Below are 22,020 nucleotides of genomic sequence, written 5' to 3'. Positions count from 1 at the left end.
CTCGAATCACGCACTACGCGCAGTTCTGCACCATGGCTGCGGTGGCACCGACTTTCGTCCCACCCCACGACCCTGGTGCAGAAACGGCCGTAGCGCGGTCCAGGACACCCCGTCCGGACGTCCCGGACTCGCCCGGCCTGGCACCCAAGCGGACGACGCGCTACCCGCAGTTCTGCACCATGGCTGCGGCGGTACCGACTTTCGTCCCCCACCACGACCCTGGTGCAGAAACGGCCGTAGCGTCCGGAACGGACGGGTCTCGGAGACCGGCGGCGCGCCATCCCCAGACGCCGATTCATCCACAGGGTCCTCCGCGCGTCGGTCCTCGGCTCGGTCGGACGTCGGCACCGCGGCCGAGCATCACCTGCGTGGAACCCTTCATCGGAAGTGAGGCCATCGCCAACGGCACCCTCACCCGCGGGCAACTCAGGTGGAACTACCGCGCCATTCACCCGAATGTGTACGTCGCCAAGGATCAGCGGACGACGTTCCCCGACCGGACCGTCGCTGCCTGGCTGTGGACGGGGCGAATGGCCGTCGTCGCAGGCCGGGCCGCGGCCTACGTGCACGGCGTGCATCGCGTCACCGACGCGACACCCATCGAACTCATCGGGCGCCACACGCGCCGACGCGCCGGCATCGTGATGCGCGAGGAGCGCCTCGACGACGACGAGATTCTCGGCAGGGACGCGATGCGCGTGACGACGCCCGAACGCACCGCGGTCGATCTGGGCAGACACCTGCCGCGCGACGTCGCCGTGGAATTGCTCGACGTGCTCGCGCGTACCGCGTGTCTGACCGGAGTCGACTTGGACCCGCTGCTGGAGCGGCACCGGGGCGCCCGAGGCATCTCCGCGGCACGGGTGGCCCTTGGGCTGATGGACGCTGGCAGCCAGTGCCCGGAGGAGACGCGAATGCGGCTGCTGCTCAACGACTTCGGGCTACCTCGGCCGCGGACCGACATCATCGTGAGCGACGGCCGCCAGTTCGCCCGGATCGGCATGGGCTGGGACGACGTCGAACTGGGCGTCAGCTTCCTTCCGCCGGACTCAACCGGCGTGGCCGCGGCCATCCAGGCGCTGTCGCGTCACGAGATGGTGCAGCGCATCGGCTGGACCGAGGTGGGATTCGCCAGTCTGAGTCAAGGCCGGAGGATTGCCTGCCGCGTGCGCGACGAACTGCGACGTCGCAGACGACGGCGACCGGTCTAGAGCGGGTCGCGCGCCACCGGGCAGGACATGCACCGGGGTCCGCCGCGACCGGTGCCCAGCTCGGACGCCGAGATCGGCAGCACCTCGATGCCCGAATCCGCCAGGCGCATGTTGGTCTCGGTGTTGCGCTCGTAGGCCACCACGACGCCCGGCGCCAGTGCCAGGGTGTTGTTCCCGTCGTCCCACTGTTCGCGCTCGGCGGTGACGGGATCCAGGCCGGTGTCGATGACGCGCAGCTTGTCGATGCCCATCGCATCGGCCGCGGCGTCGACGAAGGGGGCGGCGCTGGTGATCGACACGCCCTCGGACTTCTGGCGGATCGTGAACGCCGACAGCGAGTCGTGGATGTTCGGGTACATCACTACGGCGTCGACGTCGACCATCGTGCAGACGGTGTCGAGGTGCATCTGGGCGCGCTCCTGGGCGATCGGCACCGCCAGCACGGTGTGCGCCAGACCGTCGTCGAACAGGCTGCGCGCCAAGGCTTCCGCTCCCGCGGGCGTGGTGCGCTCCCCCACGCCGACGGCGACCACACCGGGCGCCAGCAGTAGCACGTCGCCGCCCTCGACCGGTGCCGAGCGCGACTCGTAGGCGCGGCGCACCCCGAGGAAGCGCGGGTGATGCGCGTAGATCAGATCGGTCAGCGACGTCTCGCGGATGCGGGCGGGCAGCGCCAGCGACGTGATGGCCACCCGCGGCCCGATCCAGAACGACGAGTCCCTGGTGAACAGCAGATTGGGCAGCGGATCGATGACGAAGTCGGCGTCGTGGTGCATCCGCTGCACCAGCGACAGCTCGCCGCCGAAGAAGGGCAGCTCGTTGAAGGTCATGCCCGCCATCAGAATCCGGGCCAGATCGGCGACCGCGAGCGTCCGCAGATACGCCGAGAGTTCCTGCGCCAGCGGCAGCCCCAGTCGGCGACTGTCGACGGCCGCGGCGATGCCCTGCATCCTGGCGGCGCCACTGGCAAGCGCCTCGGTCAGCAGATCCGCCAGAAGGAGCACCTCGACGCCCCGCGACCGCAACAGCGCGGCGAACGCGTCGTGCTCCTCCTGCGCGCGCGCCACCCATGGCATCCCGTCGAAGAGCAGTCGGTCGTTGTTGCGGGGAGTGAGGCGCTGGAGTTCGGGTCCGGGACGGTGCAGGATGACGACCCGCAGGGTTCCCACCTCGGAATTTGCGCCTAGCGTCGTCGTTCCCGTCATGCCTAGCACCGTAACGCCTATCGTCACCTCAACTATGGTTGAGGTCATGGACGTGCTGGAACTCACTCCCGGTGAACTGAGCCACCGCAGCGGGGTCGCCGTCTCGGCGCTGCACTTCTACGAACGCGAGGGGTTGATCGCGAGCCGGCGCACGTCGGGCAACCAACGCCGCTACGCCCGCGAGACGTTGCGCCGGGTGGCGTTCATCCGGATGTCACAGCGCCTCGGCATCCCGCTGGCGCGCATCCGCGAAGCGCTCGCCACCCTGCCCCCGAATCGGGTCCCCACCAGCAAGGATTGGGCGCGCCTGTCGGCCGGGTGGCGCAGCGATCTCGACGAACGGATCCTGCACCTGCAGCGACTGCGGGACAACCTCGCGGGCTGCATCGGCTGCGGGTGCCTGAGCCTGAAGACCTGCGTGCTGACCAATCCCGACGACGTCCTGGCAGAACAGGGACCCGGCGCGGTCAAGCTGTAGCTTCGAACGTCTGTGCGATAAACTCGGGCCGTGGCAGCGACCGGTCTGGCGGTTCAAGGGGCGCTCTTCGACCACGACGAGCGCCGCAACCTCGGCGATGGGGCATGGATCGACGTCCGCGCCGGCTGGCTGAGCGGCGGCCAGGACGCCGACGAGCTGTTCGATGCGCTAGTCCAGGCAGTCCCGTGGCGCGCCGAACGGCGACAGATGTACGACCGGGTGCTGGACGTGCCGCGGCTGGTCAGCTTCCACGACCTGCTCGCCAAGCCCGCCCCGCACCCGGCGATCGCCCGGTTGCGCGTCCGGCTCAACGACATCTACGCCGGCGAGATGGGCGAACCGTTCACCACCGCAGGACTGTGCCTGTACCGGGACGGCAGCGACAGCGTCGCCTGGCACGGTGACACCGTGGGCCGCAGCAGCACCGAGGACACCATGGTGGCGATCCTCAGCCTCGGCGCGACGCGGGTGTTCGCGCTGCGCCCACGCAACGGCGGTCGCTCGCTGCGGCTGCCGCAGAGCCATGGCGACATGCTGGTGATGGGCGGGTCGTGCCAGCGCACCTGGGAGCACTCCATCCCCAAGACGACCAAGCCCACGGGGCCCAGGATCAGCATCCAGTTCCGCCCACGCGACGTGCGCTAGTCGCCGCGTACCGCCTTGACTGCGGCGGCAAGCAGGTCGCGGGCCCGAGCGGTGTCGACCGGTGCCACCGGCTGATTGGGCAGGACCAGCGGATTGGCGGTGACGATCACCATGAACGTCGAGAAGCTCGCGACGTAGTTGTAGAGCTCGCCGGTTGCGGGCTTGTCGCCGACCTTGGTCTGCACCACGCGATGGGTGCCGAGGGTGCGGACGCCGTCGATCGCCGGCGACTCGACGACCTCGACCAACCCGCGGACACCGCCGCCGGCGAAGGCGACCTTCTTGCAGGCGTCCCCGGGATCGGGGAACTGCAGCGCCTCCGACGTCTCGACCGCGATCGCGATGAAGCGATTGCCCTTGCCCTCGGCCGTCGTGGCCGCCATGTTGCCCTTCAGCCCGGGCGGCACCACCAGGCCCGTCGCCACCTTCGCGCAGTCGGGCGGATCGAAGACCGTCCCCGGCGGAAGCGCCTGCGGCGCAAGCAGACGCGGGTCGATGCCCGTCGGCGCCAAGGTGCTCACCTTGAACTCTGGTCCGAAGCTCGACTTCACTTGCAGCACGTTGGCGATGTCGGACTTCGAGTCGTCCGGCTTGGCGTGGTCGACCGCCTCGTTGGCGGAACACGCGGTCAGCGCGATCGCGCAGACGAGGGCGAACAGCGTCCTGAGCATCGCCGACAATCTACCCGGGCGCCGGCCATCAGCCGCGGATCGCCGCCACCGTCTCGACCAACAGCTCGGCCGCAAAGCCGGGTTCGAGCCCCGGTGCGGAAGACCCCGGGTCGGTCACCACCGTCACGTGGGCGACGTGATCAGCCAGGTAGGCGACGAACGTGTCGGCGTGCGAATGGGTCTCGGTGCCGCCCTCGACGACGGTGGTGGCATCGGCGGCCATGCCCAGTGTCGCGGCGCCGTCGATCACCGGAGCATCGATTAGCCGCACCACGCCATCGGTGTGCCCGGCGGCCAGGGTCCAGGTCGCGCACGCGTCGCGCACCGCCGGGTCCAGGCCGACGGCCGCGTCCGCGACGACGGCGTAGACGATGCCACCGGGACCCGACGCCGACCAGCCCCGCACGTCCGCGTCCCCCGCCGGATTCGCCAGCACACCGCACGGCGCCGGATCCGCCACCGGATCCTGACCGAGACCCCAAGAGGTCGCGGGCGCAGCGCGACCCGATAGGCGTGCGAACTCGTAACCGGTAGGTACGCGGGACCGTACGCGATCCACCCTGGCGGGATCGACCGAGGGCGGCATCGACTGCGGCACCGGCGACTGCGACGGCGGTGGTTCGGCGGTGCTCGGCCCACACGCCGCACACACCGCGACGGCGATGCATGACGCGAGGACGCGCATGAAGCCTTGCTACCACGACTACGCTGACGCGCACCGACAACGCGAGGGGACACGCCAGCCGGCATGTGTGGCCGCGTGACCGACCGACAGGAGACGCCATGTTGATTCACGGCCGCACCGCTGGAGCCGCCATCGCGCTCGTCGTCGCGGGACTAGCCCTCTCCGGCTGCGGTTCGGACTCCAAGACCGAATCGTCGTCATCGTCGGCCAGCAGCAGCTCGTCGTCGAGTAGCTCCGCGGTGAGCAGCGCGCCGGCGAGCAGCAGCGCGGCGCCGACGACCGAGGCCGCCGGCACGAACCCCACCATCGCCGACTACATCAAGCAGAACGGCATCATCGAGACCCCGGTCAAGCGCGGTGATCCCGGCACGCCGACGATCAACATGCCCACGCCAAGGGGCTGGGTCGACGCCGGACCGAAGACGCCGGAGGGCGCCTTCTCGGAGATCGTCTACGCCGACCCGTCGGCGGCCACCAACCCGCCCTCGATCGTGGCGATCATGTCGAAGCTCACCGGCAACGTCGATCCGGCGATGATCTTCAAGTTCGCGCCCGGTGAGCTGAAGAACCTGCCCGGGTACGAGAGCGCGGGCGAGGGCGGCAATTCCAAGCTCGGCGGTTTCGACGCCTATCAGATCGGCGCCACCTACACCAAGGATGGCGAGAAGCGCCTGATCGCCCAGAAGACCGTCGTCATCCCGGCCGCCGACAAGAGCGGGTTCTTCGTCCTGCAGCTGAACGCCAGCGGCACCGAGGATCAGATCAACCCCCTGATGGACGCAACTGCAGCCATCGACGATCAGACGACCATCACGCCCTGACGACTCCGACGAGGAAGGGCGCCTAGTGGGACCCCTCAGCCGGCCCGGCGGCGTGCACGTGGCGGTCACGCCCGAGGTGGTACGTCCCCGCCAGACGGTCACGGCCACGGTGACGACCGAACGGCCCGTCGACCGGGTGGCCACGGCCACGCTGGAATGGGGTTACGACAACTTCTACCGCTTTCACTGGGCCGGTCAGCCCGGCGTGGAGTTCGGCAGCGATCGCGACGGCGACGACTGGGTCTGCGTCACCCGGGTGGAACTGCCCGTCGCAATGAGTGAATTCACCGGTGCGACGGCCACGTTCAAGATTCCGTCCTGGGCGCCCGGCTCGTCCCCGCAGATCGCGCGGTGGTCGTGCCGGCTCAGGATCGAACGCGCCGGCCGTCCCATCGACGTGCGCGGCGAATTCGTGGTCGTCGTCGGTGCGGACGACGTGGAGGCCGTCGTCGAACCGCTCGAGCTCGTCTCCGGTGACGGCGTGACCGCGATCGACGTCGTCCTCGGCTCCCCGCTGTACCGATCCGGCGAGACCGTCCGCGGAGAGGTCGTGCTGCGGCCCACGATCGATCTCCCGGACGGGAACGTCGCCGTGTTCTGGCAGCGCCAGCGCGAATCGCACCCGCTGGCCCGCCCGCCCGCCGACGACGTCTTGCTCGACGGCCGCATCCTCGAGCTGGGCAAGAGGACGACGCTGCGGCAGGGCATCGAGGTGACGCTGCCGTTCGCGTTGGCGCTGCCCGGCGACGCTGCTCCGACCGCGTCGGCGGTGCACTCGTCGCTGTCGTGGTTCGTCGCGGCCAGGATGATCTACGCCGGCTTCACCGGCCACGGAATCGAGCTGGTGCGCCGGCCGATCACCGTGGTCGACGCATCCTGAGCGTCACGCCCGGGAGATCGCGGAGGCCTCCGCGACCTGCTCGGCCGTCGGCCGGACTCCGGTGTAGCGCTCGAATTGCTCGGCGGCCTGCAGGGCGATCACCTCGGCGCCGGTGATGACGTGGACCCCCGCCGCGCGGGCCGCCATGATCAACGGTGTCTCGGACGGCAGCGCGACGACGTCGAACACCGTGTCCGCGCGCGCGATGGTCGCCTCGTCGAACGCCTGCTCGGAGGCCTCGGCCGCGCCAGCCATGCCGATCGGGGTGACGTTGACGATCACCGCCGCGGTGTGTGAACCGACGTCGGTCGCGTAGTCGTAGCCCAGCCGGTCGGCGAGCGCACGGCCGCTCTCCTCGTTGCGGGCGACGACGATCCCCGAGCTGAAGCCGTAGTCGCGGAACGCCGCCCCGACGGCGCTGGCCATGCCGCCGCTGCCGCGGATCAGCACCCGCCCCGACGGATCGAGGCCGTGTTCGTCGATGAGCCGCTGCACCGCGAGGTAGTCGGTGTTGGACGCCGTCAGACGTCCGTCGTCGTTGACGATGGTGTTGACCGAGTGAATGGCCCGCGCCGAGGCCTCCACCTCGTCGACCAGCGCGATGACGTCCTCCTTGAACGGCATCGAGACCGAGCAGCCGCGGATGCCAAGGGCGCGCACCCCGCCGATCGCGGCGGTGATGTCGGTCGTGGTGAACGCCTTGTAGATGAAGTCGAGCCCGAGTTGGTCGTACAGGTAGTTGTGGAAGCGGGTGCCTATGTTGCTGGGCCGGGCGGCCAGCGAGATGCACAACTTGGTGTCCTTGTTCAGAGGTGGTCGCACGGGTCAGCCCACCGCGCGAATCACTTGGCGCGCCACCGAACGGATCTCCCGGTAGAGCTCGGGGGGCAGGGAGAGGTCACGCATCACCGGGACGTCGAAGCTGGTGGTGACGACGCCAAGGTCGTCGCGGTGCCATTTGGCGCCGTAGTGGTCGAGGATGGTTCGCATCGGAAGATTGTCCGCCAGCACCCTGGCGGTGAATCGCCGGATGCCCTCTCCCCGCGCGGCGACGGCGAGCGCCTCCATCAGGAAGCTGCCGATCCCGCGGCCCTGATAGTCGTCGCCCACGATGAACGCGACCTCGGCGACACTCGGATCGTTCTCGCGGACATACCGGCCGTCGGCGACGATCGGTGCCTCGATCGCCCTTCCGTCGGTGAGCACCCAGACGTAGTGATCGACGTAGTCCACCTCGAACAGGTAGGCCATCAGTGACGGCGTCGGCGTCCGGGTGGTTTGGAAGCGCCGGTAGAGGGTCTCGCTGGAGAACTGCACCGGACCGTGCGCCGCGCGTTCGTCGTCACCGGGCAGGGCGGGCCGTAGGTACAGCTCCGTGCCGTCGCGCAGGGTGACGGGGATGGGCGTGACGTAGGTGGCCAGACGCTGGCGGGCGGTGCGGACCAGCTTCTGCATCATCGCCGGCACGTCGAGCATGGCCGCGATGGCCTCTCGGCCACCGACCCATCCGTCGAGGGCTTCGGTGACCGCGACGGTCGCGGAGCGTGGCGCATCGCGCAGCAGCGCGATCTCGCCGACGATCAGGCCAGGGGTCGCGTCGACGTGGAACGTCTCCCCGCCCTCACCGACGTGCACGATGCTCGCCCGGCCCGAGCCGATGAGCAGGAACGAGTCCGCGTGCTCCCCTTGGCGCATCAGCACCTGTCCGGGCGGCGCACTCAGCGGGCGGAGCAGGGCCGCCAGCGGCTCGAGGGTCTCGACCGGGCAGCCGGCGAAGAACTCCAAGTCCGCCAGCTCGTCGGCGCTGACGGTGCTGGATCCCGCCATGGGAACGAGGTTACGTCACGCGGCCGTCGCAACGACGACTATCAGAGTGGGTCCATGGGCGGGCCGTCGAGGTTGCTGACCCGCTTCTCGGCCACCGCCGTGGCCACGGCGGTGCCATCGCGGACGACGCCGACGATCGACACCTCGTCGTTCACCTCGAACGTCGTTCCCGCACCTCCGACGAAGCTGCCGCTGGTGGTGATCGCGTTGGTGTCGGAATTGATGACGTATGTCCTGGCGAACCCGTCGACGCTGCGCGCCGTCACCGAGGTGGGCGTCACCGCGACGATCCAGCCCTCTTGGCTGACGGGCTGCTGCAGGGTGGGCGCCGTGGCCGCGGCCTGCCGCGCCGGACTGGGTTGACCTTCGATGACGTGCACGACGGTGGCGGCAACCACTGCGGCGAGCACCACCGCCAGCGACAGCGAGGCGGCGACGACGTTCGCCCTCGAGGACTTCCGCTTCCGGGCCAGATGCTTGTGGGCCATGTTCGGTGATCACTTCCCGTTCGACTGGCGAGCGAGTACCCGAGGCTCAGCGCCGGAAAACCCGCAACCACATCGGGACGGCCACCCAGCACGCCGTGAAGCCCGCCAGGGCCACGACCCCGGCCACCACGGCGGCGGTTGGACCGGACACCGCGTCGAACACGATCACCGTCACCCCTACCAGCGCCAACCCCAGCAGCAAGAGACCCGCGTAGGCGAGCCGGTGGGCGGCCGAGACGAGGGTGGGCAACCTCCGCTGGCGGAACAGCATGCGGTGGATCCCGACCGGGGCGATCAGCAGCAGCGACGCCGACACCGCGCACGACACGGTGATCAGGAACACCGCCTTCATGTCCCGGTCCAGCGCGTCGAACCGCTGCTGGAACGGCAGTGTCAACAGAAAACCGGTCAGCAGCTGGACGCCTGTCTGCACGACGCGCAACTCCTGCAACAGGCTCGACCAGTTGCGGTCGAGTCGCTCGGTCGAGGTCTCCGACCGGGCGACACGATCCCACTCCTGGTTCCGCTCGGGATGGTCGACGTCCATCGTCACCGCCTCCCGTCGTCCAGGTGTTGACGGGATGCCCGGCGACCCGGCCGGCAAAACGGCGATGAAGTGGGCCGACGCAGAACGCGAACGGCCAAGAACGTCATTGTTCGACTGGCGCAATGGGGCTACTCTCGACTCAAGGTTGAAATACAGCCGAGAACGACGTCATCGACACCCGGCACGCATTGCGAGCGGCGGCTTTAGGCAACAGGGCCCACTCTCTGACGTAAGTGTCAGCATCACGTCCCCTGGAGCCCATCATGTCCCTAGCCCCCGGCGCACCACCCGACGTTCCGCCACAACTCCGAGCGCGCGTCCGGTACAGCACCGCACTGGCCCGGTCGATCCCGGTCGTCACGGCCAACGGTGAGATCGACGCGGCCAACGCGCTGACCCTCAGCCGTCACGTCGAGGCCGAGCTCGACTCCGTCAGCCGCCTCGTCGTCGATCTGAGCGCCCTGGAATTCTTTGGCACCCAAGGATTTTCGATCCTGCACCGGATCAACGTCATGTGTTCCCGGTTCGCGGTGAACTGGACGCTGGTCGCCGGCCCCGAGGTCGACAGGGTGCTGCACATCTGCGATCCCGACGGCGGGCTGCCGGTGGCGGACACCCTCGAGGCAGCGTTGAGAGCCGTCACCCGGCCCCCGCGCAGCCACCTGCGACTGGTGTCGAACCGCTAGGTCGTCGCCCCGGGAAGGCCGGCCCGCACGGCCACCGACTCGGCCGGTCCCTTGCAGAACACCTCGATCACGACGTCGTCGTCACGGTAGCGCGCCAGCGCGCTCAGCTCCGCGGTCGCGGCGATGACCGCGTTCGCCTCGTCCCCCGACAACGGATAGTCCGCGACGCGGTGGCGCCAGTGCGCCGCGATCACCGTCGCACCCCGCTCCAGGCGGGCGCACTCGCGGTCGAGCACGCCGCGCAGCGACTCCTCCGACAGGTAGTACGCCACCTCCGAGAGCACGACCAGGTCGAACGCGGCGCGCGGCCAGTCCGCGTCCAGCGAGGCCACCGCCAAGGTCAGGTCGTCCCGCGCGCCGAGCCGCTGGCGGGTCGCGTCGAGCGCCGCCTGCGCGACGTCACACGCGGTGACGTGATCGCAGCGCTCCACCAGTCGGGCGGTCAACACCCCCACCGAGCAGCCCGGTTCGAAGGCGTGCCGGTAGCGCCGGTCGGGCAGCATCGCCATGGTGATGGCGTACTTGCGCGCCTCGTACCAGCGGTCGGCCAGCTGCCACGGGTCCGGAGCCGCCGCGTACATGTCCTCGAAGTACCGATCGGGTAACCGCATCATCGGATCACCGCCTCCCCCACCGCGAACAGGCGCTGCAGCACGAACGGCGGCAACACGGCGTCCAAGCCCGGTTCGTAGGGCTTGGACTGAGTCTCGAAGACCGCGGTGGCCCGGCGCTTGCGGGCCATCGCCGCGGCGTCGTAAGGGGCCATCTCCATGCGGTGCCACGGCACGGCCGCGTCGTCGGGCCGCGCCCAGTGCCACATCCACACCGGGTACTCCAGCAGCGAGGCGCCGGTGCGCTCGGCGGCGGCCGCGGCGCTGCGTCCGACGGCCTCGTGGTCGGGGTGCCCGTCCCCGCGCCACGTCGCCGCGCACCAGGTGCCCCTTGGTCCTGCGCCGACGATCTCGACGAGGCGGTCGGTGAGCTCGGCCTGATGCTCGGCCACCTCGCCGTCGGGCAGCTCCAGCCGGATCGCCTCGCCGAGGCCGAGGATGGCCGTCGCCTTCTCGAGCTCGACGCGGCGGTCGTCCTCCAGCCACCTCCGCTCCAGTTGCGACAGCCCGGGCACCGACCCTCCGCCGTCGGTCACGCACACCACGGTCACGTCGACCCCCCGGGTGTGCAGCAGGGACGCCGTGGCTCCGAAGCCAAGCGTCTCGTCGTCGGGGTGCGGCGCCACCAGCACCAGCGCCCTGCAGTCGGCGAGGTCGAGGACGGGAAAACGGCGGCCCCACTCGCGCCACTGCGCCGTCGAGGTGCCGCCCTCGGCGATCGGCCGGGCCGCGAACCTGGCGCCGTTGCCGCTTGGCTCGCTCACCGGGCCGCCAGCCGGCCGAGGGCGGCGAGATCACGCTCGGCGTGGCTTTGACGCACGTAGATGGTGAGGTCGGCGACTCGCTGGGCGTGGCGGGCATCGGTGACCAGGGGGGCCGGGCCAAGGGCTCGGCCGGTGCGGGTGATCGCCTCGTCGACGGCGTGCTCCACCACGGCGCGCACCCGCCGCGCGATGAGCTCGGCCCGGTCACCGCGGGGTTCGGCGTCGACGTAGCAGGCGGCCGAGACCAGCATCGCCTCCGCCGCCGCCAGCGCCGCGTCGACCGCCCCGAGATGCGCCCGCACGTGCACGTCGGCAACTGCGACGTCGTGATCCTCGGCCACCTTGCGGTACAGCGGCGCGGCCACACCGCGGGCGCCCCCGAGCCAGCACGCCGCCACGCCGATCGCGCCGTGCCAGAATCCGGGCCGCGACAGGTAGTCGCCGGGCCGGCCGACCGGTATGCCCACCGCGTCGCTGAACTGCACCGAGCGGGTGTCGGACCGGTGCATGCCGGCGTTGCGCCACGTGTCCGGCAGCGGCATCACCCCGCCCTGCCCGAGGTCGACGGCGTACAGGCCACGCACGTTGTCGTCACGACGGGCCGTGACCAGCGCGTGCGTGCAGATGTCCGCACCCGAGCACCAGGCCTTCGTGCCGTCGAGGACGGCCTGCCCATCGTCGCGTTCGCGGACGGTGACGATCGACTGGGGCGCCTCGGCGGCCCACACCCCCCAGAGCTGCCCAGCGGCGGGCGTCGGGCCGCCGAGCTCGGCGAGGATCGCCAGGGCATCGGCGTGGGCCTCCGCCAACCGCCCGGCGACGACGTCGTTCTCGGTCAGCGCCGCCAGTTTCCACCATCGGGACGCGGTCCGGCCGGAGCCCGGCGCGGGTAGGTCGAGCTCGCCCGCAGCCAGCCACCGCCGCACCAGAGCCGCCGTCACGCCACGTCTCCACGCCGCGACACCGACTTGAGATAGTTCGCGAAGCCGCGTGGGGCGCGCCCTTCGCGCCGGGCTGAGGTCTCGACCGACAGAGCGGTGTCGCGGTGGATGCGCCGGTCGTCGGCCTCGAAGCGCCGCACCAGGTCGACGTCCTCGTGGGAGGCCATGGCGGCGAATCCGCCGGTCGCCCAGTAGGCGTCGGCCCGGAAGCCCATGTTCGCCCCGTGCACGTGGCCGTGCCCGTCACGGCCGTTCGACTTGGCGCGGTAGGCGGCCAGATAGCGCCGCACGGAGGCTGCCGAGAAGTGCCGCCAGTTCGTCACCCGGACCACGCCGAGCACCATGTCGGCGTCGGCCTCGAGCTGCCGCGACAGCCAGTCGGCGTCGACCTTGCTGTCGGCATCGGTGGTGGCGTACCAGGTTCGGGACTCGTCGTAGCCGCTGGCGGCAACCGCCTCCCTGGCATGCCGAAATCCGGCTGCGCGGGTGGCGCCGACGTTCTTGGCGTCGACCTCGACGAAGTCCACGTCGGCGCCGAACCGGCCCGCCAGCTCCGCACTGTCGTCGGTGCAGGCGTCCAGCACCACGACGACCGAGACCGGCTGCGAAACACACGCGGCCGCGGTCAGAATCGCCTTCAGACACGCCGGCAGCTTCTCGGCCTCGTCGTGGGCCGGGACCACCACCACCACCCGGTCGAACGTCATCGCGGTTCGCCTAACTCGTCACTGGCCGGGGCGCCACCGTCCCATGCGTCACGCGCCCCGTGGCTAGAGGTGCGGCGCCTCCTTGATCTTGCTGTCTTCCTTGCCCGCGGTCTGACAGAAGGTCTGGACCGAGAGCTTGGTGCCGGTGATCTCGAGCTGCGCGGCGTCGGTGCCCTTCTCGTCCTTGAGCATCTTCGACACGGCGGTCTGCTGGTCGGAATCGTTGGCGGCCATGTAGTCCTTGCAGGACGTGTCGCCGCCCTCGACCTTGGCACCGCAACCGGTGACGAGGGCACCGAACGCCAAACTCGCCGCCGCAACGCTGGTCATCACCGTCATGCGCTTCAAGGTCGATTCCTCCTGAGGGGTTGCTGAGACCACGGTGGTCGACAGCGGTGTGCCCCGCCGCTTCGTCAGCGAAACGTCACGATCTAGCGCGGTTTCGCGAACTCCGCGACGACGGCGGCGCAGAACGCCTCGAGGTCCTCCGGTGAGCGGCTGGAGATCAGGTTGCCGTCGATCACCACCTCCTCGTCGACCGCGTCGGCGCCGGCATTGCGCAGATCGGTGCGCAGGCTCGGGTACGACGTCAGCGTCCGGCCCTCGACGACGCCCGCCTCGATGAGCGTCCATGGCGCGTGACAGATGACGGCGACGGGACGCCCGGAGGTGACGAAGTCGCGCACGAAGGCGACCGCGGCGGAGTCGAGCCGCAGCTTGTCGGCGTTCACCGTTCCGCCCGGGATCAGCAGCGCGTCGTAATCTGCGACGTCGGCATCGGAGACGACGGCGTCGACGTCGAATTCGCCCGCTGGTTCCAGGTCGTGGTTGCGCGCATCGATGGAGCCGGTGTCCAGGGACAGCAACCGGGTGTCACCACCGGCCTCGGTCACCGCGGCTCGCGGCTCCTCGAGTTCTCGGCGTTCGACGCCGTCGGTGGCCAGGATTGCGATGCGCTTGCCGTGCAGGGTCTCGGTGGTCACGGTTGCCTTCCCCATGGAGGTGTAACGGGTGGTGTGAACGCGTGGTGTGCGCGCGAGGGCTGCATTCTCCGGGCGGGCGCGACGTCAAACGTCGCGCCCGAATTGGGGCGGGCGCCGTTTTCGCGTCGACGAGCCCGGGTATCACCGCGCTGAGGATGCAGGCTCGACGAGAGGGGATGCTCGTGAACACGGCATCTACCGAGCGCGCCGACGTCGACCGCGCCAGCCACGGCGGGCGCACGGCACTGAACTGGATGTTGGCCATCCTTAGTGCAGTGGGTGCGTTGGCCGTCGTGGTCTACGCCTACCTGCAGGTGCTTGGTACCGCAGGCTGCACGGCGGGCGACTGCGGCGGGGTCGGCCCCAGCGAGTCGGTCTTCGGGCTCATCGAGTACGGGGTGCCCGTCGTCGCGGTGGTGTGCATCGCACTGTCGTTCCTCACGGCGCGGCGGCGGTACGGAATCGTGGTGCCGATCATCGCGTGGGCGCTCATCATCGTCGCAGCGCTGGTGCTGTACGGCACGTTCTGACTGCGCGGCCGGTTAGTCGGGCGCCGACCCGGGAATGCGGCGGAGATGACTGCACCCGCTGTGCTGTTCGACATCGACGGCACCCTGATCGACTCCAACTATCTCCACGTGCACGCCTGGCAGCGCGCGTTCAGCAAGGCGGGTTTCGACGTGGAGTCGTGGCGCATCCACCAGCGCATCGGCATGGACGGATCGACGTTGGTCGAGGAACTGGCGCCGGACGCCTCCGACGACGTCGCGGACGAGCTGAAGGAGCTCAACTCCCGGTTCTACTTCGATCTCACCTCGCTGCTGAAGCCACTGCCCGGTGCGCTGCGCCTGCTCGACGCGGTCGCGGACATGGGGCTGCAGGCCGTGCTTGCGACATCGGCACCCGAGGACGAACTGGAGGTGCTGCGCAAGGTGTTGCAGCGCGACGACATCGTCTCGGCGGTCACGTCCTCCGGTGACGTGGACACCGCCAAGCCCGAGCCCGGCATCGTCGAGGTCGCCCTGGAGCGGGCCGGCGTCACCGCCGATCGGGCGATCTTCGTCGGAGACTCGGTCTGGGACGTCCGCGCCGCGAAGCGCGCGGGGGTGGCGTGCGTCGGCGTCGAGAGCGGCGGGATCGACCGCAGGGCACTCGAGGCCGAGGGCGCGCTCGCCGTCTACGCCAACCCGCAGGATCTGCTCGACCACCTCCGCGAGGGGCCGATCGGACAGCTGAGTTCTCAGTCCGCGTCCACGCGCTGAGTCAGCAGCCGGGCCACCTGCTGCACGACGACCCGGCCCCGTTGCGCAGGCGCCGCGTCGACCTCAGTCCCGGTGTTTGCGCAATGCGTCCGGCCGGTGCACCGCGTCGCCACCGCTCTTGTCACTGCGCACCCGGTACTGCGGGTCGTCGTCGGAGGCCCGCACGGTGCGACCGGCAGCCTTGGTGTCCTCGGTGATCTTCTCGTCGACGTGGCCAACGGCCTTGCCGCCGTGGCTGTCCCATTCGACCCGGTCACCCTTGTGGAATTCACTCTTCGCCATGGGAGGTCAATACCCACGTTCGACCCGACGAAAGCACGCCGAGACCGTCGTCGGCCACGCCGGGATCGGGCGTCGAACGTCGCTGGGATCGGGCGTCGAACATCGCTGGGATCGGGCCTTGAACATCGCCGGGATCGGCCCTTGAACATGGTGGCAGGATGACTCGCGTGGACGTGATCGCGAGGAACAACGTGAGGGTGCGCGGTCGACCGACTGGGCCCACGTTGATGCTCGCGCACGGGTTCGGCTGCGACCAGAACCTGTGGCGCCTGATCGTGTCGCGGTTGCAGGACGACTTTCGTCTGGTGCTGTTCGACCACGTTGGCTCCGGCGCCTCGGATCCCGCGGCATGGGACGCCCAGCGGTACTCGTCGCTGCAGGGTTACGCCGACGACATCGGTCAGGTGATGGCCGCACTCGACCTGACCGAGGTCGTGTTCGTCGGGCACTCGGTGGCCGCCATGATGGGGGTGTTGGCCGTGGCGGACGATCCGCGCCGCTTCGCCAAACTGATCCTGCTGACACCCTCGCCGTGTTACCTCGACCACGACGGGTACACCGGCGGGTTCTCCCGCGCCGACATCGACGACCTCCTGGAATCGATGGAGAGCAACTACCTCGGGTGGTCGCGGACGATGGGGCCAACGGTGATGGGCACCCCGGACCGGCCGGAGCTCGAAGCCGAACTCACCGACGCGTTCTGCCGCAACGATCCGGCCAAGGCTCGGGTGTTCGCCCGCACCACGTTCCTATCCGACAATCGCGACGACCTGCCAAGGGTTTCGGTACCCACGCTGATCGTCGAGTGCTCGCATGACACGTTGGCGCCCAAGGCCGTCGGGGCCTACACCGCCGGCCACATCCCGGGGAGTCGGCTAGTCACGATCGACGCGACGGGACACTGCCCCCAGCTGAGCGCACCGGATCCAACGGCGGCGGCGATCGCCGAGTTCGCGGCCCATCCGTGAGCTCGCCGTCGCTCGGAGACGCGTTCGATCACGCGCCGTGCGGATACGTCCTCACCACCCCCACCGGGGTGATCTGCGCGGCGAACGCCACGATGGAGGCCTGGCTCGGCGCCGAACGGGGTGCGCTCACCGGCACGCCGTTCGTCGAACTGCTCACCGTCGGCGGCCGGATCCACTACGAAACACACTTCGCCCCAATGCTTCTGGCTTCGGGCAGCCTCGGCGGAATCGCGGTCGACCTCGCTGCACCCGAAGGCCGACGCATTCCGGTCCTGCTGACGGCGAACGTGAAGACCGGGAACGACGGACATCCGGAACTGATCCGCGTCATCGCCAACGACGCCTCCGACCGCAGATCCTACGAGCGCGAACTGCTGGCCGAACGCCGGCGGGCCGAAGACGAGCGCGCCCGCGCGGTGAGTATGGCTCGGACACTGCAGTATTCGCTCCTACCACCATCCCTGGCGCCGCCCCCGGGACTGGAGGCGGCAGCGCACTATCACAACCCGTCGGCCGGCGACGTCGGCGGCGACTTCTACGACCTGTTCCCGCTGAGCCGCGATGCCTACGGATTCTTCCTGGGCGACGTATGCGGAAAGGGCGTCGCCGCAGCCTCGTTGACCTCGCTGACCCGGTACACGCTGCGCGCGGCCGCCGTCGGCGTCGAGGACCCAGCAGCCGTTCTGCAGACCCTGGACCGCGTCCTCAAGCAGGACGCCTACGCCAAGCGCAGCTGGTTCTGCACCGTGCTGTTCGGCGTGATCGTGCGTCGCGGTGACCGTTTCGACGTCGAGATCGCCAGCGGTGGCCACCCTCCGCCCCTGCTGCTGCGGGCCGACGGGACCGCGGACTACGTGGCGACCGCGGGCGGCCAGGCGGTGGGGTTGTTCAGCACCCCGAAGTTCTCGTCGGCGCAGTGCGCGCTGGCGGCCGGTGACACCCTGGTGCTCTACACCGACGGCTTCACCGAGGCGCGGACCGGGGAGGGCACCCGACGATTCGACGACGAGGGCGCGCTGCTGGAGTTCGCCACCTCGCGGGCGCCGAGCTCCGCGGCCGACGTGGTGCTGGCGATGCGCGACCTCATCGGCGAGCTCGGCCCCGGCGTCGAGGACGACGCTGCGGTGCTGGCGCTCGGCGTCCCGGGTTAGGCCAGTTCGAACGTCATGATCACGGAGGTTCCGGTGGCCGTGCCGTTCAGCGTGACGTGCCCGCTGACCGCCCGCATCAACGGCACGCCCCGACCTCGCAGCCGAGGGTTGGCGTCGGGCAGCTTCCACGACCCGAAGTCGGTGATGCGGATCGAGATTCCGCGTCCCTTGGCCTCCGCGCACACCACGACGCGCCCCGGCGGCCGGTCGCGGTAGGCGTGCTCGATGCTGTTGGTGCACGCCTCGTTGACGACGAGGACGATGTCACCGGCGAGTTCGTCGGGGATGCCGGTGGCGCGCAGCCAGCCGGTGAGCTGACCCCGGATGTCACTGAGCTGGGCAGGGGTCGCCACGACGTCGATCTCGAGCGGCTCCGGCGGCCGCCGGTACACCACCAGCGCGACGTCGTCGTCGAAACCGTCGCGCGGCGCCAGGGCGCTCAGCACCGCGTCGGCGACGTCCCCGGCCGCCGACTCGGCCATCTCGGCAAGGACCTCCCCGGCCCGCTCGATGCCGTCGTCGATCAACTCGTCTCGGCGTTCGACGAGGCCGTCGGTGTAGAGCAGCAGGCTGGCGCCCGGCGCGAGGAACGTCGATGCCTGCGGCCGTGGGCCGGTCTTGGGCACCGCCAGCGGGACCGAGGTGGCGCCGGTCAGCGTCTCGGTGGCCGCGCCGGGAGCCCACAGCAGCGCCGGGACGTGACCCGCGCTGCTGTAGGTCATCTCACCGGTATCGGTGTCGATGGTCCCGACGAACACGGTGGTGCAGAAGGCACCGGAGATCAGCGCTGCCGCCGAGTCGAGTTCGTCGAGCAGCCGGCCCGGGGTCGTGCCGTTGATCAGCAACACCCGGGCCGAACTGCGCAGCTGGCCCATCACCGCCGCCGCGGCCAACCCGCTGCCGACGCAGTCGCCGACGATGATCCCGATCTGATGGTCGCCGACGGCCAGCACGTCGTACCAGTCGCCGCCGATCTCCAACGGTGACACCGCGGGTTCGTAGCGCACCGCGAAACCGACGGGCGGCTTGGTCGTCGGCATCATCGTCCGCTGCAGGGTCAGGGACGCCTCCCGCGCGGTCTCGAACTGTCGGACATGCTGCACCGCCAGACTCAGGTGCCCGACGAGGGCGGTGACGAGCAGGCGGTCGTCCTCCCCGACGACGCGTGGCGTGCCGTGTTCGAGCCACAATCCGATCGCGCCAGCGCCGGACAGCACCGCCATCAACCCGAGCCACGGACCGGCAGGGCCCGCGGTCCCGATGGCGCGCACCGACAGCGGCGGCCAAGCCCGCGCCTCCTCGAAGCGGTCCCGCAGGAAGGGGTCGAGGTCGAGCCAGGTCGTCGCCGCGTCGTCACCGGCCGCCTGCACCACGCACTCGGAGCCCGAACCGTCCCAAATCACCGCGACCACGCGCTGCAGGTCGATGGTGCCGCGCAGCTCGTCGAGCAGGATGTCGAGCACCTCCGCGACGCTGGTGGCGATGCCGACCGCGGTGGCCAGGCGGACCACGGCGTTCTCCCTGACCGCCGAGGCCCGGGCGGCGGTGACGTCACGGATGGTCCCGACGTACGCCCCGTGCTCGTCGCCGCCGGCGATGACGGAGTTGATGCTCACCGCGGCCCACGTGATTCGGCCGTCGCGGTGCCGGATCGGCGTTTCGGCCTGCAGACTGCTCGTCTCGACGAGCTTCGACAGCCGCTGACTCGCCTCCGCGCGGTCGACCAGCCAGGGGTACGGCCATTCGTAGGGCAGCCCCTCGGACCCGTAACCGGTGATGGCCGCGAACGCGTCGTTGACCTCGATGATCGTGCCCGCCCGATCGACGACGAAGAAGCCCTCCTGAAGCGCGTTGACCAGCGCGGCGCGGAAGGCGTCGCGGCCCTGGAAGTGGTCGGCCCTGGCGCGCTGGGCCTCGTAACCGGTGGAGGGTTGCCGCGAGAGCGCGTCGAAGGTGGCCAGCGTCTGCAGCAGGAACCGCCGAGTGGCCTCCCGGTCGGAATCGGCGGTGGGCGAATCGGTGACCCGCAAGTGGGTGTCGACGATCGCCGGAACGCCCAGCCGCTCGGTCAGAGCCCGGCGTGCCAGCTCGTCACTGGCCGACGAGTCCGCCTCGTCACCATCGTCGAGATAGCGGCGCAACGCCGCGCCATATTCGTCGGCGAAGGACGCGCCACCTGTCATCGAGCGCCGACCCCTCGGTGCCGCATCGAGCCCAGCGCATCGTCGATCACGGGCGTGTGTTCCCCGAGAACGCAATCGGCAACCGCATTCGGTGCAGCGGAATGGTCGCGGTCCGGGTTCGGGCCGTCCAAGTGGGGGTTTGGGTGAATCACCGATCTTGACATTAGCCTGAGGGGTGACTCGGCAGCCGCCTACTCGCCGGTAGCCGGCACGACGACGGTGGGCACTAGGCTTGCCGTGTCTCGTCGCCACGGCGGCGACCCGGGTCCTTAGGGAGGGATGACCGTTGTCAGCAGCCGATGCGATCTCGACGTCGGTCGAGCGTCGGGAGGGAATCACGGTGCTGTTGGTGGACGGAGTGGTCGATCTGGCCACTTCACCGCCACTGGAGGAACTTGTCACCGAGCTGATCGACGAGAACCCGAACGCATTGGTCATCGACCTGACGGCGGTGTCGTTCCTGGCCTCGGTCGGTTTGCGAATCCTCGCCGAGACCCACGAGCGGGTGGGCGGAGCCGGCAAGTTCGCGGTTGTCGCGACCGGGCCGGTGACCGCGCGCCCCATCCAATTGACCAAGCTCGACGAGTTCTTGGCGCTCTACTCGTCGATCGACGACGCCGTCGCCGCCCTACGCGCCTAGGACTCCCCCGCGCCCAGCGCGACGCACTACCCGCGCTACCGCGAGGACACCGGTACTGTCGGAGGACTGTCAAGCCGGGGCAGCGCCTCGATTTGACGTATGAAGGATGTGGTTGCCGGTGGCCTCTCTGTGCGGGACCGATCCGACCCCGGGGGTCGGCGTCGGCGCGCAGACCCGGCCGCTGGCGCTGCTGCTGGTGGAGGACGACCGCGGGGACGCCCTGCTCGTCGAGGAGCTGGTCGCCGATGCCGACATCGAGATCCGCATGGTGTGGGCGCCGTCGATGGCCGACGCGGAGGCCCAGCTGACCCAGCTGCGGCCCGACTGCGTCTTGCTGGACCTGAACCTGCCCGACGCGAACGGGATCGCCGCCCTCGGCCGAATCTCGCAGTTCGATCCGAACATCCCCATCGTGGTGCTCACCGGGCTGCACGACGAGCACTTCGGTGTGTCCGCCCTGGCGTCCGGCGCGCAGGACTACCTGGTCAAGGGCCGGGTCGAAGCCGAGGTGCTGCGCCGCACGCTGCTGTACGCCATCGAGCGCAAACGTGCCGAGCTCACCGCGACGAACCTGCGGGCCAGCGAGTTGCGGGCCCAGGAGAACGCGCGGCTGGAACGCGGCCTGCTGCCATCGCCGCTGCTGCTCGACGATCCCGGCGTCGACATCGTCGCCAAGTACCGCCCGAGCCGCAAGAACGCCCTGCTCGGCGGCGACTTCTACGACTTCGTCCAGACCCAGGACCGAACCGTGCACGTCATGGTGGGCGACGTGTCGGGCCACGGTCCGGACGAGGCGGCGCTTGGCGTCGCGCTGCGGATCGGCTGGCGGGCCCTGACCTTCGCCGGCCTGCGCGGCAACGAGCGCATGCGCCAGATGGAGCGCATCCTGCGCGCCGAGAGCCCCGGTAGCGGAATCTTCGCCACGGTCCTGAGCATCGCCATCGCGCCCGACAGCGCCGGCTTCACCGCAGTCCGGGCCGGTCACCCGGGCATGCTCCGCCACGGTGGTAACACCGTCGAGTGGCTGGAACCGCCCGCGGGCCCGGCGCTGGGCCTTGGCGGCACGAACTGGCCACTGACCGAACTGGAACTTCCGAGGGGTGAGGGCTTGCTGCTGTTGACCGACGGCCTGTTCGAGGGGCACTCCGGGGTGGGTAACGAGCGCCTCGGCGAGGACGGCTTGCTGGAGCTCGCCCGCTCGCGGGCCGATCTGTCCGGAGAGGCCTTCGTCGACGCCCTGATCGAGGCAGCCGACCAGCGGGCAGCATCCCGCGGCGGCCTGTCCGACGACGTCGCGGTGGTCCGGGTGGAACGGACCGGCGAGTGACGCCGACTCCCCGCCGCACTTCGCCGTTGACGGTCCAGGGCTGGCAGACGCTGGTGC

Annotated in this window: 27 protein-coding genes; 12 read left to right on the top strand and 15 right to left on the bottom strand. The window is 69.9% G+C overall.

Annotated elements, in window-relative coordinates:
• The first annotated feature begins 368 nt into the window (after positions 1–368).
• Positions 369–1,211 (top strand): hypothetical protein, encoded by an 843-nt coding sequence (locus tag SBI80_RS12365; protein ID WP_318974941.1) that lies wholly within the window; start codon positions 369–371, stop codon positions 1,209–1,211.
• Here SBI80_RS12365 and arcA read toward each other — a convergent pair.
• A complete protein-coding gene (gene arcA / locus SBI80_RS12360) occupies positions 1,208–2,416 on the bottom strand; it encodes an arginine deiminase (protein WP_318974939.1) in 1,209 nt (402 codons plus the stop codon). The genes SBI80_RS12365 and arcA overlap by 4 nt on opposite strands.
• 46 nt (positions 2,417–2,462) lie before the next feature.
• Here arcA and soxR point away from each other — a divergent pair, with 46 nt between their 5' ends.
• Both soxR and SBI80_RS12350 read left to right on the top strand, forming a co-directional pair.
• Positions 2,463–2,894, top strand: a complete 432-nt coding sequence (soxR, locus tag SBI80_RS12355; protein WP_318974937.1) for a redox-sensitive transcriptional activator SoxR — start codon at positions 2,463–2,465, stop codon at positions 2,892–2,894.
• A gap of 30 nt (positions 2,895–2,924) precedes the next feature.
• Positions 2,925–3,539, top strand: a complete 615-nt coding sequence (locus SBI80_RS12350; protein ID WP_318974936.1) for an alpha-ketoglutarate-dependent dioxygenase AlkB — start codon at positions 2,925–2,927, stop codon at positions 3,537–3,539.
• Here the strand turns inward: SBI80_RS12350 and SBI80_RS12345 are convergent.
• Together SBI80_RS12345 and SBI80_RS12340 are read right to left on the bottom strand one after the other, a co-directional pair.
• On the bottom strand, positions 3,536–4,210 hold the full coding sequence (locus tag SBI80_RS12345; RefSeq protein WP_318974935.1) for a DUF5642 family protein: 675 nt from the start codon (positions 4,208–4,210) through the stop codon (positions 3,536–3,538). The two genes, SBI80_RS12350 and SBI80_RS12345, sit on opposite strands and share 4 nt — an antisense overlap.
• A 28-nt stretch (positions 4,211–4,238) precedes the next feature.
• Positions 4,239–4,895: a DUF5642 family protein gene (locus SBI80_RS12340; protein ID WP_318974933.1), complete on the bottom strand. Its 657-nt coding sequence runs from the start codon at positions 4,893–4,895 to the stop codon at positions 4,239–4,241.
• Between the two features lie 98 nt (positions 4,896–4,993).
• Between SBI80_RS12340 and lpqN the strand changes: the two genes are divergently transcribed.
• Together lpqN and SBI80_RS12330 are read left to right on the top strand one after the other, a co-directional pair.
• Positions 4,994–5,716: an envelope biogenesis lipoprotein LpqN gene (gene lpqN / locus SBI80_RS12335; protein ID WP_318974931.1), complete on the top strand. Its 723-nt coding sequence runs from the start codon at positions 4,994–4,996 to the stop codon at positions 5,714–5,716.
• Positions 5,717–5,741: 25 nt separating this feature from the next.
• Positions 5,742–6,596, top strand: a complete 855-nt coding sequence (locus SBI80_RS12330; RefSeq protein ID WP_318974930.1) for a hypothetical protein — start codon at positions 5,742–5,744, stop codon at positions 6,594–6,596.
• A gap of 3 nt (positions 6,597–6,599) precedes the next feature.
• Here the strand turns inward: SBI80_RS12330 and SBI80_RS12325 are convergent, their stop codons facing one another.
• From SBI80_RS12325 to SBI80_RS12310, 4 genes are read right to left on the bottom strand one after another with little or no spacing between them, the layout of a single operon-like run.
• Positions 6,600–7,418 carry a shikimate 5-dehydrogenase gene (locus SBI80_RS12325; RefSeq protein ID WP_318974928.1) on the bottom strand — a complete coding sequence of 273 codons (819 nt, stop codon included), beginning with the start codon at positions 7,416–7,418 and terminating at the stop codon, positions 6,600–6,602.
• 3 nt (positions 7,419–7,421) lie between these two features.
• On the bottom strand, positions 7,422–8,423 hold the full coding sequence (gene pat / locus SBI80_RS12320) for an acetyltransferase Pat (protein ID WP_318974926.1): 1,002 nt from the start codon (positions 8,421–8,423) through the stop codon (positions 7,422–7,424).
• Positions 8,424–8,464: 41 nt separating this feature from the next.
• Positions 8,465–8,911: a hypothetical protein gene (locus tag SBI80_RS12315; protein ID WP_318974924.1), complete on the bottom strand. Its 447-nt coding sequence runs from the start codon at positions 8,909–8,911 to the stop codon at positions 8,465–8,467.
• Positions 8,912–8,957: 46 nt separating this feature from the next.
• Positions 8,958–9,458, bottom strand: a complete 501-nt coding sequence (locus SBI80_RS12310; RefSeq protein WP_318975250.1) for a DUF6328 family protein — start codon at positions 9,456–9,458, stop codon at positions 8,958–8,960.
• Positions 9,459–9,721: 263 nt separating this feature from the next.
• Between SBI80_RS12310 and SBI80_RS12305 the strand changes: the two genes are divergently transcribed.
• Positions 9,722–10,144, top strand: coding sequence for an STAS domain-containing protein (locus SBI80_RS12305; RefSeq protein ID WP_318974922.1), 423 nt, complete (start codon positions 9,722–9,724; stop codon positions 10,142–10,144).
• Here the strand turns inward: SBI80_RS12305 and SBI80_RS12300 are convergent.
• From SBI80_RS12300 to SBI80_RS12275, 6 genes are all read right to left on the bottom strand, one after another.
• Positions 10,141–10,758 carry an SAM-dependent methyltransferase gene (locus SBI80_RS12300; RefSeq protein ID WP_318974921.1) on the bottom strand — a complete coding sequence of 206 codons (618 nt, stop codon included), beginning with the start codon at positions 10,756–10,758 and terminating at the stop codon, positions 10,141–10,143. The two genes, SBI80_RS12305 and SBI80_RS12300, sit on opposite strands and share 4 nt — an antisense overlap.
• Positions 10,755–11,519, bottom strand: coding sequence for a PIG-L deacetylase family protein (locus SBI80_RS12295; protein WP_318974920.1), 765 nt, complete (start codon positions 11,517–11,519; stop codon positions 10,755–10,757). Before SBI80_RS12295 ends, SBI80_RS12300 begins: the two co-directional genes overlap by 4 nt.
• A complete protein-coding gene (locus SBI80_RS12290; RefSeq protein WP_318974919.1) occupies positions 11,516–12,460 on the bottom strand; it encodes an acyl-CoA dehydrogenase family protein in 945 nt (314 codons plus the stop codon). Before SBI80_RS12290 ends, SBI80_RS12295 begins: the two co-directional genes overlap by 4 nt.
• Positions 12,457–13,167, bottom strand: coding sequence for a glycosyltransferase family 2 protein (locus tag SBI80_RS12285; RefSeq protein WP_318974917.1), 711 nt, complete (start codon positions 13,165–13,167; stop codon positions 12,457–12,459). Before SBI80_RS12285 ends, SBI80_RS12290 begins: the two co-directional genes overlap by 4 nt.
• Before the next feature lie 63 nt (positions 13,168–13,230).
• Positions 13,231–13,506, bottom strand: coding sequence for a hypothetical protein (locus SBI80_RS12280; protein ID WP_318974915.1), 276 nt, complete (start codon positions 13,504–13,506; stop codon positions 13,231–13,233).
• 92 nt (positions 13,507–13,598) lie between these two features.
• The gene (locus tag SBI80_RS12275) at positions 13,599–14,165 is read right to left on the bottom strand and encodes a type 1 glutamine amidotransferase domain-containing protein (protein ID WP_318974913.1); all 567 of its coding nucleotides are present in this window, start codon (positions 14,163–14,165) and stop codon (positions 13,599–13,601) included.
• A gap of 167 nt (positions 14,166–14,332) precedes the next feature.
• On the opposite strand from SBI80_RS12275, the gene SBI80_RS12270 reads away from it, so the two are divergent.
• Positions 14,333–14,680, top strand: a complete 348-nt coding sequence (locus tag SBI80_RS12270; RefSeq protein WP_318974911.1) for a hypothetical protein — start codon at positions 14,333–14,335, stop codon at positions 14,678–14,680.
• Positions 14,681–14,725: 45 nt separating this feature from the next.
• Positions 14,726–15,412 (top strand): HAD family hydrolase, encoded by a 687-nt coding sequence (locus SBI80_RS12265; protein WP_318974909.1) that lies wholly within the window; start codon positions 14,726–14,728, stop codon positions 15,410–15,412.
• A gap of 63 nt (positions 15,413–15,475) precedes the next feature.
• Here SBI80_RS12265 and SBI80_RS12260 read toward each other — a convergent pair whose 3' ends face one another.
• Entirely contained in the window at positions 15,476–15,694 is a 219-nt protein-coding gene (locus SBI80_RS12260; RefSeq protein ID WP_318974907.1) for a hypervirulence associated TUDOR domain-containing protein, read from the bottom strand.
• Positions 15,695–15,861: 167 nt separating this feature from the next.
• On the opposite strand from SBI80_RS12260, the gene SBI80_RS12255 reads away from it, so the two are divergent.
• Both SBI80_RS12255 and SBI80_RS12250 read left to right on the top strand, forming a co-directional pair.
• Entirely contained in the window at positions 15,862–16,662 is an 801-nt protein-coding gene (locus SBI80_RS12255; RefSeq protein ID WP_318975249.1) for an alpha/beta fold hydrolase, read from the top strand.
• Positions 16,659–17,813 carry a PP2C family protein-serine/threonine phosphatase gene (locus SBI80_RS12250; RefSeq protein ID WP_318974905.1) on the top strand — a complete coding sequence of 385 codons (1,155 nt, stop codon included), beginning with the start codon at positions 16,659–16,661 and terminating at the stop codon, positions 17,811–17,813. The genes SBI80_RS12255 and SBI80_RS12250 overlap by 4 nt, the downstream gene beginning before the upstream one ends.
• Here the strand turns inward: SBI80_RS12250 and SBI80_RS12245 are convergent.
• Positions 17,810–19,996, bottom strand: coding sequence for a SpoIIE family protein phosphatase (locus tag SBI80_RS12245; RefSeq protein ID WP_318974904.1), 2,187 nt, complete (start codon positions 19,994–19,996; stop codon positions 17,810–17,812). The genes SBI80_RS12250 and SBI80_RS12245 overlap by 4 nt on opposite strands.
• Before the next feature lie 286 nt (positions 19,997–20,282).
• On the opposite strand from SBI80_RS12245, the gene SBI80_RS12240 reads away from it, so the two are divergent.
• A complete protein-coding gene (locus SBI80_RS12240; RefSeq protein ID WP_318974902.1) occupies positions 20,283–20,636 on the top strand; it encodes an STAS domain-containing protein in 354 nt (117 codons plus the stop codon).
• A 106-nt stretch (positions 20,637–20,742) separates the two neighbouring features.
• Positions 20,743–21,963: a PP2C family protein-serine/threonine phosphatase gene (locus tag SBI80_RS12235; RefSeq protein ID WP_413232702.1), complete on the top strand. Its 1,221-nt coding sequence runs from the start codon at positions 20,743–20,745 to the stop codon at positions 21,961–21,963.
• Positions 21,964–22,020: the final 57 nt, after the last annotated feature.

The organism is Mycolicibacterium sichuanense (assembly GCF_033741125.1).
Taxonomy (GTDB): domain Bacteria; phylum Actinomycetota; class Actinomycetes; order Mycobacteriales; family Mycobacteriaceae; genus Mycobacterium.
Note: the sequence above shows the minus strand (reverse complement) of the source record. Positions and strands in the feature narration are given on the sequence as shown.